We start from the raw sequence: 17,043 nt of genomic DNA on the forward strand, positions 1-17,043 counted from the left end.
GGGCACGGGGGGAACCGACCACCGGTCGGACTGGAGGCGCGGGGCGGGCCGTGGGGGAGCCTCCAGTCCGGTGGGTGGGCACGATCAGGGCGTCACGCGCGTCCAGCCGGACGTCGCGCGCCACGCGCGCGGATCGAACGTGAAGAGGCTGCCCATGCCCGGCTGGTCGAGGTCCCTGGAGATCGCCGCCCCCATGAGGTCCGCGAGGAGGAGCGCGCCGACCGCGCCGTGCGAGACGATCGTGACGTCGGCCCCGTCCGCGGTGTGCCCGCGGACGGCATCGACGATGCGGGCTTGCGCGTCGACTGCGCGCTCCCATCCCCGGACCGACTCGGCGGGGCGGGCGAAGAAGGCGTCGACGACCGGTTCGAACTCCGACGGCGGCAGGTAGCCGGTCGCGCTCCGGTTGATCTCGCCGAGGAGTGGGTCGACCGTCGTGGCCAGGCCGACGGTCCGGGCGAGGAGGTCGGCGGTCTCGAGGGCCTTGCGCTCCCCGCTCGAGACGATCCGTGCCGTGCCGGGACGCCACGCGTGTCGGTGTGCAGCAGCAGCGCGGGCCCGGCCGGTGTCGGACAGGTGCCACGACTCGATGGGCGCGGCGGGGTCCACGACGACCTCGGCATGGGTCAGGAAGAACGACGGCATCCGTCGATCATGGCAGTGGGTCACTCCAGGTCGTCGGCCGCGGTGGGGTCGACCGCGCGGACGCCGTCGACCTCGCCGAGCTGTGCCAGCAGCATGCCGGAGTCCCGCGGTCCGGTGACCTCCAGTCGAACCGAGGTCGTCTCGTCACGGTCGCTCTCCTGCTGGACGAGCCGGCCGACGTGCCAGCCGCTGGCGGTGACGAGCGTCAGGACCTTCGGCAGCACGCCTCGGCCCGAGTCGTACAGCACGTCGAGCGTCAACGACGACTCCGCTGAACGGTGGAGCGCGCGGATGAGTGCCGTGTAGCCGAACACCACCACGAAGTGCAGGGCGGTGACGACGACGGCGAGCAGCCAGAGTCCGGCGCCGGCGGCCATGCCGATCGCCGCGGTCTCCCACACGGACGCCGCGGTGGTGAGCCCGCGGACGGCTCCACGGCGCGTCAGGATCAGCCCGGCGCCGAGGAACCCGACGCCTGAGACGATCTGGGCCGCGACGCGCGACGGGTCGAGGACGACGTGGCCGGCGAGCAGGACGTCGCTGAAGCCGTACTTGCTGACCAGCAGCATCAGGGCAGAGGCCGTGCCGACGATGGTCTGCGTGCGGATGCCCGCGCTCTTCGACCGGAGCTGCCGTTCGAGCCCGATGAGCGACGCGAGGGCGAACGCGAGCATTACCTCGCCGATCTGCACCAGCCCCTGTCCGGCGAACGGCGCGGTCAGGTCGTGGATGGTCATCGCGTCGACGCTACTCTCCCCGTTTCGCGGCGAACCGCCCGGAAGCGGTTCGGGCCGCGGCTTGCGTCCCCGCAGCGGGAAGCGACCCCATTTGATCGATCGATCGGATGACCGCAGCCGAGCGGCGTGCTGCCGCGTCGAGGAAGGCGGTGCGGAACGAGTCGTCGACGCCGACCTGGGCGCCCGCGAGCGCGCGCAACCCGTCGGAGATCGCGTCGGGGAACGCCGACGCGATCGAACGGGCGCGCTCGACGACCCACTGCGGGTCCACGCCGACTTCTGCCGCCGTCCGGGCGACGTGCCGCGCCTGTGTTGAGTCGACCCGGTAGTCGGAACCGAGTTTCATCGCGAGCTTGACCTGCTTCGGGTGCATGCCGTCGACACGTTCGTACGCGAGGGCCGACGCCGCGTCGTACATCGGTGCCAGGTCGCTTCCCCGCGCGGTGTGGAGGAGCGAGGAGTTCTTGGCGTGCGCGTCCGTACTGACGGCGACCCAGTGGAAGACCACGCCTTCCACGAACCGCCTGATGCCCTCGGTGGCTGCCCGGCCGCGCAGGGCGTCGTGGAGGAGGCCTGCGCAGCTCCGGATGCCCGGCCCGCCGTCGGACTCGTACTTCGTCTCCGGGTCGATGCCGAGCGCCTGGACGAGGTCCTCCTGATGGACACGTTCGACCGTGCCGTCGGGGCGACGCACCCGGTCGTACCGCTCCACGGCGAGCACGACCTCGTCGCCGAAGCGCTCGATCGTGGTCGCCGCAGCGTCGATCCCGACGGCACGCGCTGCCCGTTGCGTGAGGTGCTCGACGACCCCCTGGTGTGGAAGGCCGAAGATCCCGGGCTTCAGGATGTGCGTCGACGGCTCGCTGCCCCACGGGACGGCCCACCCGTCATCCGTGCGTCGCAAGGCGAACTTCGACTGCATCCCGGCGAGCGAGAAGTAGCCGCCGTGGTCCGCTGGCATCGCCCAGGCCGACGGATCACCGCGCAGGGCCGCGAGATGCTCGGTGACGTCGGCGTCGTCGACGGGTTCGAGACCGCCGAGGAGATCGAGGTCGTCGCTCGTCGTGGTCGAGAACTGCACGGCGCCCGCGCAGTCCAGGCCGATGTGCCTGAGCAGGCCGAGCGGCGTGTTCGCCGTCTGGAACCGGGCTGCCCAGCGGCTGCGGACCCGCGCGTCGTCGGGGAGGAGCCCCTGCAGGTACGCCGACACCCGCGGACCTTCGTGCACGCGCTGTGACTTCACGAGTCCTGCGCTCAACTCGAGTCGGCCAGAGGACCGTCTCCACTCGTCGTCGAAGGTCAGTCGGTGTGCACCGTCGGACTCGGCGACGGACCCGATGCGTCGTCCCCCCAGGTACACGCCGAGGTGGATGTCAGGCATCGGCCGGCTCCGAGGTGAGCAAAGCGGTCAGGTCGAGGACCGCGAGGAGTCGCAAGACGGTGGCGAGCTCGGCGACCGAGGTGGATCGACCGTTCTCGAAGTTCGACACCCACTGCCGGCTCGTCCCCAACTCGGCTGCGACGTCCGCCTGGGTCGCGCCGAGCACGGTCCGTCGTTCCCGGACGATGTTCGCCCAGTCGATGACGCGATCTGCGATCATGATGTCTCCGTGTCCGTCAAGGGTGACATGGGGCGGCGTGTCCGTCGAACGTAACATTGGTCGTCGTGTCCGTCAACGCTGACACAGACGACGTACCGCTCCGGTGTGACGCCCGGTTTCGCCGCGTTGCACGAGGTTGCGGCAGCGGTGTCCGGCCGTGCGCGCGGTCGGTAGCGTGCGCCGCATGTGCCCGAGTGAGATCCCAGCAGACGAACGGTACGACGAGCTCATCGCGCCGCTCCGGCCCGTGATCGAGCGGATCGGACTCGACGCCTTCGAGCGGGAGCGTGACGAGCGCCTCGCGACGGAGCAGCTCGGGTGGCTCGTCGAGGCCGGGTTCGCGCGGTGGCGGACCCCGGAGGACTGGGGCGGCGTCGGGGCTCGGCTGTCCGACCTGTTCCGCGCCGTCGCCGAGATCGCCGAGGTGGACCCGAACCTGGCGCACGTGTGGCGGAACCACTTCTCGTTCGTCGAGGACCGCGTGCACGCGGACGGCGGCACCGCGGACCGGGAGCTCGTCGCGCGGCTCGGTGGCGGCGAGGTCGTCGGGGGTGGGTGGAGCGAGACGCCGAACGCCACCGGGGAGCGCATCACCACGACCGCACGCCGGGACCCGGACGGCGGCTGGCGCATCAGCGGCGCGAAATTCTACTCGACGGGCAGCGTCTACGCCAGGTGGATCACGGTGATGGCGATCGACGAGGCGGGGGAGCAGATCGTGGCGCTCGTCGACGCCGAGGACCCCGACGTGGTGGTCGGTGACGACTGGGACGGCTTCGGACAGCGCATCACCGGCAGCGGCAGCGTGCGGTACACCGACGTGCACGTCCCGGACGAGCGCGTGCACCCGTTCGCCACCCGGTACCCGTACCAGGAGCAGTACTACCAGACCTTCATGCACGCGATCCTCGTCGGCATCGGGCGTGCGGCACTGCGTGACGGCGTCGCCGCGCTGCGTGCTCGTGCCCGGGGACACCACAACGGAACTGAGGCTCGCCCGACACACGACCCGGAGCTCCTCGGTGTCGTCGGGACCGTCGCCGCGCGGGTGTACGCGGCCGATTCGGCGTTCGTCGCAAGCCTCCGGTCGATCGACGACACCGTCGACCGCCACGCCGAACTACGCGCAGCCGGAGCGGACCCGGCGGGGGACGAGACGCTGACGGGGCTGCTGGAGCGGAGCTGGATCACGGTGGCCCAGGCGCAAACCGTCGTGACCGATTCGGTGCTGGACGCGACGACCGTGGTGTTCGACGCCCTCGGGTCGTCGGGGACCTTCCGATCGATCGGCCTGGACCGGCACTGGCGGAACGCGCGCACCCTGTCGTCGCACAACCCGCGCGTGCACAAGCGGCGGATCGTCGGCGACCACCTGGTGAACGGCGCGAGCCCGCTCGACCGCCGGGACCCGACGGCAGCCGCCGCCCGGTCGACCGCTGGCGCCACGTCCGCGTGACGCCCGGTCGCGCTGCGACCGCCGAGGCGTAACGCCCCGTCATCCCGCGCAACGCGGTGACGCCCACGAGCAGCGGGCTCGTCGCGACCCGTACGGTCGTCCGCAACGGCCCGCCACCCGGCGCTGGGGAGGCGACGGTGGCGGGCCGCTCCCGATCCCGGAGGACAGATGACGGACACCAGCACACGCATCGCATCGCCGATCCGCGTGTCAGACCCCGACCTCGCGACCGCGGTCCACGAGCCCGGAGGCATCGCCGGACTCGCGGACCGGATCCGGCGCACCGACGCGGACACGGTCGTCCTCGGTGCGGACCGCTTCGTCCAGGAGCAGGCCCACGGACCACGGGTCGACCCGACGTCGGCGGCGCTCGCCCTTGGCCGTGCGCTGCCGGCGCACCGGTTCCTGATCGCCGTCGCCCCGACACGGGACCACCCGTACAACGTCGCCCGTCGGGTGCTCTCCCTCGACCACGTGCTCGGCGGTCGCGCGGGGCTGCTCGTCGGTGCCCACGACCTCGGTGCCCACGATCCCGCTGCGCACGATCCCGCTGCTGACGACGAACGCTCGCACGACCCCGCCGAGTTCGCACGGGTCGTCCGCGGTCTCTGGGCGACGTGGCCGTTCGACAGCATCGTGGGGGACCGCTCGACCGGGGTGTTCGCGGACACCGACCGCATCCGGCCGCTCGACCACGACGGCGGCCCCGGCGGATACCGCGTGCGTGGCCCGTTGACCACGCCGTCACGTCCCGGTGGCTCACCCGTGCTCGCGGTCTGGGACGACGTGGACCTGCCGGACGCCGACCTGCGCCTCTCCGCCGCGACCCCCGTCCTGCCGGCCGACGCTGCGCAGCGCGGCCCGGCGACCGCCGCATGACCCGCGACGCCGACGCCGGCCTGGTCCTCGGCGTGAACCTGCAGGGCTTCGGGCAGCGACCGGCCGCGTGGCGGACCCAGGACGTCGCCGCCACGGACCTCCTCACCGTGGCGTTCTGGGAGGACCTCGGGCGCACCGCCGAGCGAGGCCTCCTCGACATGGTGTTCCTCGCCGACCACCCCGCCTGGAGCGACCCGAACGTCCGGGCGTACGGGCTGCTCGAGCCGTTCGTCGCCCTCGGGGTGATCGCCGGCGCGACGACGCACCTCGGGCTCGTCGGCACCGCGTCGACGACGTACAACGACCCGGTGGAACTCGCCGAGCGGACCCTGTCGCTCGACACCGTCTCGGGCGGGCGGGTCGGCTGGAACGCGGTGACGACGTACGACCCCTCGGTGTCCGCGAACTTCGGCGTCGCACGGAACCCCGATCGGCCGGAGCGCTACGCCCGCGCGGGCGAGTTCGTCGACCTCGTCCGGGCGTTGTGGGCCTCCGCCGCCACCGGGGCGACCGTGCACCACCGCGGCGAGTTCCTCACGCACGACGGTGTGCTCCGGGTCCCACCGTCGGCGCAGGGGCACCCGGTCGTCTTCCAAGCAGGTGGATCGCCGCACGGCCGCGACCTCGCCGCCCGGGTCGCCGAGGGCGTCTTCGCCGTCGAGCTCACCCCGGAGCCGGCCCGGGAGCACCTCCGCGCCGTGAAGCGCGCCGCCGCGACGTACGGGCGGCGGTCCTCCGACGTCACGGTCGTCCCCGGGCTCTCGCTCGTCCTCGGCAGCACCGAGGCCGAGGCGCACGCCCGCTTCGACCATCTCGAGTCCCTGGCGCCGGACGGGTACGCACTCCGGGCGCTCGGCACGCACCTCGACGCCGACCTCGGCGGTCTCGACCCGGCAGCCCCCATCCCGTCGTCGATCCTCGACCGAGAGGTCGACCCGGTCACGTACGGCCCGTCGCTCGGCTACCACGAGACCGTCGTCCGCTGGGTCCGCGCGAACAACACGAGCCTCCGCGACGTCCTGCGGGGCTTCGGCGGGTACGGCGCACGGATCGTCGTCGGCACACCGGAGCAGGCGGCGGACACGATCGAGGACTGGTACCGCACCGGTGCCGCCGACGGCGTCAACCTGATGATCGACGAGTTCCCCCGGGGACTCGAGACCGTCGTGGACGAACTCGTGCCGATCCTGCAGCGTCGCGGCGTGTTCCACCGCGAGTACGAGGACGTGACCTTGCGCGGCCGGCTGGCCGCGCGCCGTCACGCCGCGTGACCGCCGGGCGGGAGGCGCGGGTCGAGCCCGCACCGTGCCTCCCGTCCGCCTGTCGTTGCGTCTGCAACCGGCGACAGGATCGCTGTCGTACGACAGCGACCCTGTCGCTTGGCCGCGTGTGCAACAGTTGCAGGCGCGCAGGAGCGACAAGTCCGATGTCGTACGACAGCGACGCTGTCGTTCCGAGTCGGGCCCGCCGCCCGCCCCGCCCAGCGCCGCGTGACGCCACGTGACGCGCGCCCAGCCGGCCGACGTCACGTGACGAAACCCCCGGTCACGGACCGCAACACCCGTCGCTGAACGGCGCGAGCCGCCATAGCGTCGCAGCCATGACCGACTTCCTCGACCGCGAGCACGACAAGACCTACACCGCCGTCTACAAGCGTGAGACGCCCGACATCCTCGCCGCGTTCGCGCAGTTCGACGGTGCCGTGTTCCAGGCAGCGGACCGGGCGATCCCGCTCAAGTTCCGCGAGCTCATCGCCGTCGCCGTCGGCATCACCACGCAGTGCGTCTACTGCATCGACGCGCACTCGCAGCGCGCCGTGCAGGCCGGCGCGACCGAGGCCGAACTCGCCGAGGCCGCGTGGGTCGCGACCGCGATCCGCGCCGGCGGCGGTTTCGCCCACGGCCGCCTCGGCTTCAAGTTCGGATCCGAAGCGTCCCCCGCACACACCCACTGAGACGGAGCCCATCGTGCCCGATCGCATCACCCTCGTCACCGCGCTGCAGGGTGCCGGGTGGCACCCTGCCGCCTGGCGTGCCGCCGACTCCGACGCGGAGCGGCTCACCTCGCTGCGGCACTGGCGCGACATCGTCGTCGAGCAGGACCGGCTCGGCGTGGACGCCGTGACCATCGAGGACTCGTTCACCGCAGGGCCCGAGCGGGATGGCGACCTGGACACGACCACCGTCATCGGCCGCCTGGACGCCCTGCTGATCGCCGCCGCGGTCGCTCCCGCCACCCGGCAGATCGGCCTGGTACCGACCGTGAGCGTCACGCACACCGAGCCGTTCCACGTCGCGACCAGCTTGCAGACGCTCGACCACGTGTCGCTCGGACGTGCCGGCTGGCGGCTCCAGGTGAGCCCGACGGCGCGGGAGGCCGCACTCTTCGGGCGCAGGACCCTGCCGGCCACGCCGGACGACGCCACCGTCGCGGAGCTCTTCGCCGAGGCGCGCGAGGTGGCCGAGGTCGTCGACCGCCTCTGGGACAGCTGGGACGACGACGCCATCATCCGCGACGTGACGACCGGGCGGTTCATCGACCGGGACCGGATCCACAACGCGGAGTTCGTGGGGGAGCACGTCTCGGTGCACGGGGCGTCGATCGTCCCGCGGTCGCCGCAGGGCCGGCCGCCGGTCTTCTCGCTGGCCCACCGGTCCGACGCGGCCGCGCTGGCCGTGGACGTCGCGGACGTCGTGCTGGTCACGCCCGGCTTCGACGGACGGGAGGACCGGGAACTGCTCGCCGAGGTCCGTCACCTCGAACAGGTGGCCGGGTCCACCGCCCCGCGCCCGGTCCTCGCGGACCTCGCGGTGCTCATCGGCTCGTCGTCGGCTGCCGCCGCCGACGAACTCGCCGCCCTCGACGACCTGGCCGGGACGCCGTACGTCTCGGACACGTCGGTGCTGGCGACCACCGTCCCGGACCTGGTCTCGCGGATCGCCGGGCTGCGCGAACTCGGCTACGCCGGGGTGCGGCTCCGCCCGTTGCGCATCCCGACGGACAGCACCGCGATCGCCCGGCAGCTCGTCCCGGCGCTCGTCACGGCCGGACTCCGGGCCGACGTCGCCTCCCGACCGGCGGTCGACCTGCGCACCCGGCTCGGGATCGCCCCGGCCGTCAGCCGACACAGCACGGTCCGCACGTCCCGCACGCTCAGCACCGAAGGGGTCTCCGCATGACCACGAAGCGTCAGGTCCACCTCGCCGCGCACTTCCCCGGCGTCAACAACACGACCGTGTGGAGCGACGACCGGGCCGAGAGCCAGATCGCCTTCTCGTCGTTCGAGCACTTCGCGAAGAACGCCGAGCGCGGGTTCTTCGACTACCTGTTCCTCGCCGAGGGGCTCCGGCTCCGCGAGCAGAAGGGCCGCATCCACGACCTCGACGTCGTCGGTCGACCGAACACGCTCGCGATCCTCGCCGCGCTGGCCGGGGTGACCGACCACATCGGGCTCGTCGGCACGCTGCAGACCACGTTCAACGAACCCGTCGAACTGGCGAAGCAGCTCGCGACCCTCGACCACCTGACCGGGGGCCGCGCCGGCTGGAACGTCGTCACGAGCTCCGATGCCTTCCACGGCGCGAACTTCCGTCGCGGCGGCTTCCTCGACCCGGCTGACCGGTACACGCGGGCCGCCGAGTTCGTCGACGTCGCCCGCGAGCTCTGGGACTCGTGGCGCGCCGACGCGGTCGTGGCGGACCGCGCTGCCGGAGGGTTCGCCGACCGGTCGCGGATCCGCGACGTCGACCACCACGGCCCGCAGTTCGACGTCAGTGGCACGTTCCCGGTCCCGCGGAGCCCGCAGGGGCATCCCGTGGTCGTGCAGGCCGGTGACTCCGACGAGGGCCGGGACCTCGCCGCGAGCCGGGCCGACGTGATCTTCTCGCTGCACACCGAGTTCGCCGACGCGCAGGGCTTCTACCGCGACGTCGCCGCTCGGCTCGAACGCGTCGGCCGCTCGGAGGACGAGCTGCTCATCCTGCCCGGCGCGACCTTCGTGCTCGGCGACACCGCGGCGGACGCCGAGGAACGAGCCAGGGCGATCCGGCGGGCGCAGGTCAGCCCGGCCACGGCGATCGCGTTCCTCGAGCAGGTGTGGAACCGCGACCTGTCCTCCTACGACGTCGACGGCCCGCTGCCCGACGTCGAGCCGGACCTCGACGGCGCCGCGATCACCCGTGGTCGTGCACGCCACACCCGGGACGTCCCCGCGCTCGTGCAGGGCTGGCGCGACCGTGCCGAGGCCGAGCGCCTGTCCATCCGGGACCTCGTCATCGAGGTCTCGACCCGCGGCGGGTTCGTCGGAACGCCGTCGCACATCGCGGCGGAGATCGACCGGTACGTCCAGGAGCGCGCCACGGACGGGTTCGTCGTCGTGCCGCACACGAACCCGTACGGGCTCGACGACTTCGTCGACCGTGTCGTCCCGTTGCTGCAGGAGCGTGGGGTGTACCGCTCGTCGTACGACGACGGAGCGACCCTGCGGGAGACCCTCGGACTCCCCGGTGTCCGGACGGGGCGGGAGGTCCTCGCGTGACCACTCCACTCGCCGTCCTCGACCTCGTCCCGGTCAGCGCGGGTTCGACCCCCGCCGAGGCGCTCCGCAACACCGTCGACCTCGCCCAGCGCGCCGAACGTGCCGGGTACGCCAGGTACTGGCTCGCGGAGCACCACCTCAACCCCGGGGTCGCCGGCAGCGCGCCGAACGTCGTGATCGGAGCGATCGCCGCGGCGACGTCCACGATCCGCGTCGGCAGCGCCGCCACCCTCGTCGGGAACCAGCGCGCGTTGCAGATCGCCGAGACGTTCGGCACGCTCACGGGGCTGTACGGCCCGCGCTTCGACCTCGGGCTCGGCCGGTCGGGTGCTCCGGCACCAGGGACCGCGAAGCCGCCGTCGCTCGCCCCGCGGTCCGACGAGGTCGTGGACGGGCTGCTCGTCCCCGCGCCGTTCGACTTCCGGATCGCGCCGAACAGCCGGTTCGCCCTGCAGGGGACGTTGCTCGGGCGGGTCCCCGGCGACGTCGATGCGTTCGAGGGTGAGGTGTCGCTCCTCAGGGCCTTCCTCGCGGGCACGTACGAGCCCGGCGGCGCGCACGGCGGGTCGGTCGTCGATGCCACCCCGGCGGCCGGCGCCGACGTCGAGCTCTGGGTGCACGGGTCGACCGGCGGGGAGAGCGCGCGGATCGCCGGCGCGCTCGGGTTGCCCTACGGCGCGAACTACCACACGTCGCCGGGCACGGTCCTGGCGTCGGTGGAGGCCTACCGTTCGGCGTTCCGGCCGGGGGTCCTGCCGGCGCCGCACGTCGTCGTGTCGGCGGACGTCGTCGTCGCGGACACCGACGCCGAGGCCGTGCGCCTCGGTTCGGGCTACGCGGCGTGGGTGCACTCGATCCGCTCGGGCGTCGGAGCGATCGCGTACCCGTCGCCGGCCGACGGGGCGGTGCTCGACGCCGAGGTCGCCTCCTCGGTCGGTGACCGGCTGGCGACCCGGTTCGTCGGCGCGCCGTCGGAGGTGATCTCGCGGCTCGAGACGCTCCGCCGCGTGACGGGAGCGGACGAGCTGCTCGTCACGACGATCACGCACGAGCACGCCGACCGCGTGCGCTCGTACGAGCTCCTCGCCGAGGCGTGGGCAGCGCACGAGTCCGCCCACGAGGCGGTCGCCGCGCGCTGAGCTCGCCGCGCTCGGCGCCGGGCGTCGGCTGCATCGAGTGTGCGGAAGTGATGGCTGGTCCGCGTCTCGGATCGCACCTTCTGCGCACTCGGCCGGCCGACCGGCCGACCGCCCGGCCGAGTGCGCGGACGCGGTGTCGTACCCGCCCCGGGAATCGGCCTGTGTGCGCACTCGTCGCGTGATGCCCGGCCCGGCCACATGCAGGACGGGAGGCTCGTGACGGTCCGGTCACGAGCCTCCCGTACGGCGTCGAGTGCGCGGAAGTGGTGGCTGGTCCGCGTCCCGGATCGCACCTTCTGCGCACTCGGCCGGCCGACCGGCCGACCGCCCGGCCGAGTGCGCGGATGCGGTGTCGTACCCGCCCCGGGAATCGGCCTTTGTGCGCACTCGTCGCATGATGCCCGGCACGGCCACATGCAGGACGGGAGGCTCGTGACGGTCCGGTCACAAGCCTCCGGTCCGGCGTCGAGTGCGCGGACGTGGTGGCTGACCCGCGTCTCGGATCGCACCTTCTGCGCACTCGGCCGGCCGGACCCGAGCCTCCCGTCCGGCGTCGAGTGCGCGGACGTGGCGTCGCACCCGACCCGGGAACCGGCCTTTCTGCGCACTCGTCGCGTCCGCAGGCGGGCCGGGCCGGATCGCGCACCGCCCCTGCGCACTCGTCGCGTGGTGCGGTGGGCCGGCCGCACGCCGGACGGGAGGCTCGTGGCGGCATGGCCACGAGCCTCCCGTCCGATGCGTGCTGAGCCCGCCGCCGATGGTTGCGTCCGCAAGGAGCGACAGGGTCGCTGTCGTACGACAGCGACCCTGTCGCTGCGCCGCGCGTGCAAGTGTTGCGTCCGCAATGAACGACACCCTCGACGTCGTACGACGTCGAGGGTGTCGTTCCGAGTCGGCCCGGCGAGCCGACCGGCCCGCGGAGCCGACCGGCCCGCGGAGCCGACCGGCCCGGCGAGCCGACCGACCCGGGTCAGCTGTTGTCGAGCGGCAGCCCCGGCGGGTTGATCTCGGACTGCTGCACGGCCTCGTTCGACAGGTTGTACGCCTGCAGCCACTTGGCGTACGTGCCGTCCTCGATGAGCTCGTTGATCGCCTTCTGGACCGGCTCCACGAGTCCGTTGTCCTTCTTCGTCGTCGCGGCGATGAGCCCCTGCAACGACCCACCCGCACCGGAGTACGTCCCCGCGGTCTTGGTCGGGTTCGCGCTGCCCGCGCTCTGCGTGTTCTGGTACGCGATGCTCGGGTTCGGGCCGAAGGACGCGTCGATCTTGCCGGAGTCGAGCGCGAGCTTCGTCGAGTTCGTGTCCGGGTAGTACTTGACCGTCAGGGTCTTGCCGGCGGCCTCGAGCTGGTCCTTCCACTCGAGCAGGATCTTCTCCTGGTTCGTCCCGGACCCGACGGCGACGGTCTTGCCCGCGAGCACCGAGGGGTCGCCGTCGAACGTCCAGTCGCTCGACTTCAGGACCTGGAAGGCCAGGTTGTCCTCGCGGTACGAGGCGAAGTCGTACTTCTCCTTGCGCTGCTCGGTGTCCGTCACGTTCGAGAACCCGACGTCGACCGAGCCGCTGTCGATGCCGACGAACAGGTTGTCCCACGTCGAGTTCTTCACCTGCGCGTCGAGCCCGAGCTTCGCGGCGACGAGCCGTCCGAGGTCGGGCTCGGCACCCGTGAGGGTCTTCTGGTCGTCGCCGGTGTAGGCCAGCGGCGGGAACCCGGAGGGCAGTGCGCCGATGCCGATGACGAGCTCGCCCGACTTCTTGACGTCGGCCGGTAGCGCGTCGTGGAGCTTCGTGTCCTCGGCGACGGTGAGCGTCGTCTCCTTCGCTGCGCCGTTCGAGGCGGCGCCGATGGTGACCGTGCCGTCGGCGGAGGAGCCGGAGCCGGTGCCGGCGTTCGCTCCCGCGGCGCAGCCGGCCAGGGCGACGACGACGCCTGCGGCGATGACGAGGGCGCCGGTGCTGCGCCAGCGGGACAGGGTGGTGATGGGCATGGTTCTCCTGGGGTCGGGTGCTGTGGGGGTGGGGAGTCGGGGTCAGCGCAGGCGGCTGAGGAACGCGCGGGTCCGGTCGTGGCGGGGCGCCTCGAGGACCTGCGACGGCGGACCCTGCTCGACGATCCGGCCGTGGTCGAGGAACACGACGTGGTCGGCGACCTCGCGGGCGAAGGCGACCTCGTGGGTGACGATCACGAGGGTCGTGCCGGAGGCGGCGAGGGACCGGATGACGCCGAGCACCTCGCCGACGAGCTCCGGGTCGAGCGCCGAGGTGGGCTCGTCGAGCAGCAGCACCTCTGGTTCGAGGGCCAGCGCACGGGCGATCGCGACGCGCTGCTGCTGGCCGCCCGAGAGCTGCCTCGGACGGGCGTCGACGCGGTCGCCCAGTCCGACCTGCTCGAGCAGGGCGATGCCGCGGACCCGGGCGGAAGCTACACGGACACCGGCGGCGACGAGTCCCTCGATGACGTTCTCGAGCGCGGTCAGGTGCGGGAACAGGTTGAAGTGCTGGAACACGAACCCGATCCGGGCGCGCTGCCGGAGGATCGCTCGCTCGGGGAGTTCCTTGTACCGACCGCTCGCCGGCACCAGCCGCACGCCGATCGTCTCGTCGCCGATCGTGACGACGCCACGGTCCAGCGGCTCGAGGTGGTTGATCGCCCGGAGCAGCGTGGACTTGCCCGACCCGGACGGCCCGAGGACGGCGGTCACGCTCCCGGCCGCCAGGTCGAGGTCGATCCCGTCGACGACCCGGTTGTCACCGAAGGCCTTGACGGCCCCGCGGATGCTGATCGTCGCGCTCACGAGATGACCCTTCCGTCGTTGTTGTCTGCGGTGACCAGACGGCCAGCAGGCGCCGACGACCGGACCGGAGCCGAGCCTCCTGTCCGGATCCGCCGCCAGGCGGCGCGCACCCGCTGGAACGGCGTCAGCGGCAGCGTGCGCACCGAGCCGCGGGACGTCCACCGCTCGACGTAGTACTGGACGATGGAGACGGCACTGGTCAGCGCGAGGTACCAGAGCGTCGCGACGACGAGCAGCGGGATGATGTCCGTCGGGTAGGTGCTCGACAGGTTCTGGACGACCCCGAACAAGTCCAGGAGCGACACGTAGAACAGCAGCGAGCTCGCCTTGAGCAGCCCCACGATCTGGTTCACGAACGCTGGGACGATCGAGCGCATCGCCTGCGGCAGCACGATGCGGAGGAACTGCCGGTGCCGGGGGAGCCCGAGTGCCTGTGCGGCCTCGTGCTGCCCGTGGTCCACGGCGAGGACCCCGGCGCGGACGATCTCCGATGCGTAGGCGATCTCGCTGAGGCTCAGCCCGATCACGCCGATCGCCAGGTCACCGAGCACGTTCGCGGTCGGCACCTCGACGTGCGGGCCGAACGGGACGCCGATCCCGATCGTCGGGTAGAGGTTGCCGAGGTTGTACAGGAAGACGAGCACCAGGATCAGCGGCACGGACCGGAACAGCCAGACGTACCCCCACGCCAGGCTCGACAGCACCGGGTTGCGCGACAGGCGGGCGATCGCGACGACGATGCCGCCGGCGAAGCTGATCACGGCGCTGAGCGCCGTCGCGACGAGCGTGAGCTGCAGGCCGGTCAGGATCGCCGGGCTGAACAGCCACTTCCCGACCCGCGGCCACTCCCAGGACGGGTTCGTGAAGAGCGTCTCGACGAGGTTCGCGAGCAGCACGAGCACGACGGCCGCAGCGATCCACCGCAGCGGGTGGCGGAGCGGGATGACGGGGCGGTCGGTCGGACTGGAGGCCCGGGTCGGCTCCGCCCCGTCGGTCCTGATGGTCTTCTCGAACGGGTGAATCCCGACCTCCTCCGACGACTTGGTCACGTCGTACAGCGGGGTGTAGCCGAGCCGGGTGTACAGCCGGACCGCCTCGGGTTGACGCGGCCCGGTCGTCAGGTACACGCGCCCGAAGCCACGCCGTCCGGCCTCGGCCTCGAGCTCCTCGACGACGACCCCGGCGAGGCCACGGCCGCGCGCCTCGGGGGCCGTCCAGATCCGCTTCAGCTCGATCGTGTCGTCGTCGTACGGCTTGAACGCGCCGCCGGCCACCAGGCGGTCGTCCTCGTACAGGAGCACGAACGTGCCGAGCGGCGCGGTGAAGTGCTCGACGGGGTACCGGTTGATCTCGGTGGAGGCCGGCTCGCCGAAGTGGTCGCCGTAGCGGGCGTCGTACTCGCGCTCGAGATCCGCGAGCATCGGTGCCGCTGCCGGGTCGTCGGGGCGGACGGTGCGGAACGCGAGGGCGCCGTGCCGGTGCTCCGTCGCGTGTGCCGTGTCGGTCATGGCGTGACCGTACGAGGGGTCCGTGCCGCCCGACAACGCCATGCGCAACACAGCGGCACGGAACGGAACCCGGCGTCACGTCAGCACGGCGGATGACCTTCCGTGACGCGGAGGCCGCTCGCTATCGTGAGCCCATGAGCGCCCATCGCGTCACCGCACCAGAGCCCCCAGCCGACGGCAGCAAGCCCAAGGGGCCCGCGTCGTACTTCCCGAGCATCGAGAAGACCTACGGCCGCCCCGTGCAGGAGTGGCTCGACCTCGTCGCCGACCGGCTCGACACCGACCGGCACATGGAGGTCGTCGCGTGGTTGAAGTCCGAGCACGGACTCGGGCACGGCCACGCGAACGCGCTCGTGGGGTACGTGAAGAACGCCCTCAGCTGAGGACGGACCGCAGCCGCGGGAGCGTCTCGACGTCCTCGTGCGCGCCACCGCCCTCGTGGCCGTTGAACTCCCACACCGTCATCTCCTTCGGGCCCGCGTGCGCGTTGTACGCGGCGTAGACGGTCGACGGCGGGCACGTCGGGTCCATCAGCGCGGTCGAGTACCAGGCCGGAGCCGTCGCGCGGGCGGCGTGCAGGACCCCGTCGAAGTACGCCAGCGTGCCGAAGACCTGGTCGCGCCCGGTCCGGTGCACCGTGAGGTACTGCGCGATCTCGCGGTAGGGGTACGCGTCGGTGATCGTCGTGCCCCGCGGGAAGTCGCAGAGGAACGGCACGCGGGGGAACACACCGGCGAGTCCCTCGACCAGGCCGGACACCGCGATCGCCATGCCGCCGCCCTGACTGACGCCGAGCACGGCGACGCGGGCGGGGTCGACGAGGTCGATCGCCCGCGCGGCGTCGACGGCACGCACGGCGTCGGTCGTGAGCCGACGGTAGTAGTAGGTCTCCGGTGACTCGATCCCGCGCGTCATGACCCCGGGGACCGCCGGGCCGGTGCCGTCCGGATCCGGGGTGTCGCCGACTGACCAGCCGGACCCCTGCCCGCGGGTGTCCATGAGCAGGTGCGCGTACCCGGCAGACGCCCACAGCAGCTGCTCGGTCGGGAGGCCCCGGCCGCCGCCGTAGCCGATGTACTCCACCACCGCGGGGAGCGGCGCGTCCGGGCTCGTGCCGGCGGGGACGGTCAGCCACGCGTGGATCCGCTGCCCGGCCCAGCCGGCGAAGGTCACGTCGTAGGTGTCGAGCGTCGTGAGGCCCGTCGCGACCCGGTCGACAGCGACGTCGATCGGGTGCTGCCGGGCGTCCGCGAGGGTGGTGGTCCAGAAGTGGTCGAAGTCATCGGGCTCGACGACGCTCCCGCGGTAGCCGTGGAGCTCGGGCCCGGTCATGTCCGTGTACACGACACCGACCCTGGCACGGCGGCGCCGGGTCTGGCTAGGAGCGGACGAGTCGTGCGATCGCCTCGGACGCTTCCTTGATCTTCGCCTCGGGGTCACCGCCGTCCGCCATCGCATCGGCGACGCAGTGGCTGAGGTGGTCCTCGACGAGGCCCAGTGCGACCGACTGCAGGGCCTTCGTCATCGCGGACACCTGGGTGAGGATGTCGATGCAGTACTGCTCGTCCTCGACCATGCGCTGCAGGCCGCGCGCCTGTCCCTCGATGCGTCGGAGACGCTTCAGGTACGCGTCCTTGGACGAGATGTAACCGTGGTGGTGCTCGGTCATGGCGCCTCCTGTCGAGTGGTACCCCACCAGGGTATGCCATGCGGCCGGAACGGCCCGCACGGCTGCGGGTCCGTC

The 17,043-nt window shown here is 72.2% G+C and carries 17 protein-coding genes; 8 read left to right on the forward strand and 9 right to left on the reverse strand.

Going from position 1 to position 17,043, the window contains the following annotated elements:
* Positions 1–84 precede the first annotated feature (84 nt).
* Genes AAEP80_RS11285 through AAEP80_RS11300 form a run of 4 tightly spaced genes read right to left on the reverse strand, consistent with a single transcriptional unit; the run spans position 85 to position 2,983 of the window.
* Entirely contained in the window at positions 85–645 is a 561-nt protein-coding gene (locus AAEP80_RS11285) for a histidine phosphatase family protein (protein ID WP_420364475.1), read from the reverse strand.
* 20 nt (positions 646–665) lie between these two features.
* Complete coding sequence (locus AAEP80_RS11290; RefSeq protein WP_420364476.1) at positions 666–1,382, reverse strand: MgtC/SapB family protein; 717 nt, start codon at positions 1,380–1,382, stop codon at positions 666–668.
* Between the two features lie 10 nt (positions 1,383–1,392).
* A complete protein-coding gene (locus tag AAEP80_RS11295) occupies positions 1,393–2,763 on the reverse strand; it encodes a type II toxin-antitoxin system HipA family toxin (protein WP_420364477.1) in 1,371 nt (456 codons plus the stop codon).
* Entirely contained in the window at positions 2,756–2,983 is a 228-nt protein-coding gene (locus tag AAEP80_RS11300) for a helix-turn-helix domain-containing protein (RefSeq protein WP_420364478.1), read from the reverse strand. The genes AAEP80_RS11295 and AAEP80_RS11300 overlap by 8 nt, the downstream gene beginning before the upstream one ends.
* A gap of 184 nt (positions 2,984–3,167) precedes the next feature.
* On the opposite strand from AAEP80_RS11300, the gene AAEP80_RS11305 reads away from it, so the two are divergent.
* The 7 genes from AAEP80_RS11305 to AAEP80_RS11335 all read left to right on the forward strand — a co-directional run bounded on the left by AAEP80_RS11305 (position 3,168) and on the right by AAEP80_RS11335 (position 10,994).
* Positions 3,168–4,439 carry an acyl-CoA dehydrogenase family protein gene (locus AAEP80_RS11305; RefSeq protein WP_420364479.1) on the forward strand — a complete coding sequence of 424 codons (1,272 nt, stop codon included), beginning with the start codon at positions 3,168–3,170 and terminating at the stop codon, positions 4,437–4,439.
* A 168-nt stretch (positions 4,440–4,607) separates the two neighbouring features.
* Positions 4,608–5,318, forward strand: a complete 711-nt coding sequence (locus AAEP80_RS11310; protein WP_420364480.1) for an LLM class flavin-dependent oxidoreductase — start codon at positions 4,608–4,610, stop codon at positions 5,316–5,318.
* Complete coding sequence (locus AAEP80_RS11315; RefSeq protein WP_420364481.1) at positions 5,315–6,589, forward strand: NtaA/DmoA family FMN-dependent monooxygenase; 1,275 nt, start codon at positions 5,315–5,317, stop codon at positions 6,587–6,589. Before AAEP80_RS11310 ends, AAEP80_RS11315 begins: the two co-directional genes overlap by 4 nt.
* A 329-nt stretch (positions 6,590–6,918) precedes the next feature.
* Positions 6,919–7,272, forward strand: coding sequence for a carboxymuconolactone decarboxylase family protein (locus AAEP80_RS11320; RefSeq protein WP_420364482.1), 354 nt, complete (start codon positions 6,919–6,921; stop codon positions 7,270–7,272).
* Between the two features lie 13 nt (positions 7,273–7,285).
* Positions 7,286–8,497 (forward strand): LLM class flavin-dependent oxidoreductase, encoded by a 1,212-nt coding sequence (locus AAEP80_RS11325; RefSeq protein ID WP_420364483.1) that lies wholly within the window; start codon positions 7,286–7,288, stop codon positions 8,495–8,497.
* Entirely contained in the window at positions 8,494–9,855 is a 1,362-nt protein-coding gene (locus tag AAEP80_RS11330; protein ID WP_420364484.1) for an NtaA/DmoA family FMN-dependent monooxygenase, read from the forward strand. Before AAEP80_RS11325 ends, AAEP80_RS11330 begins: the two co-directional genes overlap by 4 nt.
* Complete coding sequence (locus AAEP80_RS11335; protein ID WP_420364485.1) at positions 9,852–10,994, forward strand: LLM class flavin-dependent oxidoreductase; 1,143 nt, start codon at positions 9,852–9,854, stop codon at positions 10,992–10,994. The genes AAEP80_RS11330 and AAEP80_RS11335 overlap by 4 nt, the downstream gene beginning before the upstream one ends.
* A gap of 970 nt (positions 10,995–11,964) precedes the next feature.
* On the opposite strand, the gene AAEP80_RS11340 is transcribed toward AAEP80_RS11335, so the two are convergent.
* The 3 genes from AAEP80_RS11340 to AAEP80_RS11350 are packed head-to-tail and all read right to left on the reverse strand — an operon-like array spanning position 11,965 to position 15,299.
* Positions 11,965–12,984, reverse strand: coding sequence for an ABC transporter substrate-binding protein (locus tag AAEP80_RS11340; RefSeq protein WP_420364486.1), 1,020 nt, complete (start codon positions 12,982–12,984; stop codon positions 11,965–11,967).
* A 42-nt stretch (positions 12,985–13,026) separates the two neighbouring features.
* Positions 13,027–13,791, reverse strand: a complete 765-nt coding sequence (locus AAEP80_RS11345; protein WP_420364487.1) for an amino acid ABC transporter ATP-binding protein — start codon at positions 13,789–13,791, stop codon at positions 13,027–13,029.
* Positions 13,788–15,299, reverse strand: a complete 1,512-nt coding sequence (locus AAEP80_RS11350; RefSeq protein ID WP_420364488.1) for a GNAT family N-acetyltransferase — start codon at positions 15,297–15,299, stop codon at positions 13,788–13,790. Before AAEP80_RS11350 ends, AAEP80_RS11345 begins: the two co-directional genes overlap by 4 nt.
* 134 nt (positions 15,300–15,433) lie before the next feature.
* On the opposite strand from AAEP80_RS11350, the gene AAEP80_RS11355 reads away from it, so the two are divergent.
* The gene (locus AAEP80_RS11355) at positions 15,434–15,682 is read left to right on the forward strand and encodes a DUF4287 domain-containing protein (RefSeq protein WP_281264351.1); all 249 of its coding nucleotides are present in this window, start codon (positions 15,434–15,436) and stop codon (positions 15,680–15,682) included.
* Here AAEP80_RS11355 and AAEP80_RS11360 read toward each other — a convergent pair.
* Together AAEP80_RS11360 and AAEP80_RS11365 are read right to left on the reverse strand one after the other, a co-directional pair.
* Positions 15,675–16,643, reverse strand: a complete 969-nt coding sequence (locus AAEP80_RS11360) for an acetylxylan esterase (protein WP_420364489.1) — start codon at positions 16,641–16,643, stop codon at positions 15,675–15,677. The genes AAEP80_RS11355 and AAEP80_RS11360 overlap by 8 nt on opposite strands.
* A 34-nt stretch (positions 16,644–16,677) precedes the next feature.
* Entirely contained in the window at positions 16,678–16,968 is a 291-nt protein-coding gene (locus tag AAEP80_RS11365) for a metal-sensitive transcriptional regulator (RefSeq protein WP_281264352.1), read from the reverse strand.
* Positions 16,969–17,043: the final 75 nt, after the last annotated feature.

The sequence above is a fragment of the Curtobacterium sp. L3-7 genome, assembly GCF_048756585.1.
In the GTDB taxonomy this organism is placed as follows: domain Bacteria; phylum Actinomycetota; class Actinomycetes; order Actinomycetales; family Microbacteriaceae; genus Curtobacterium.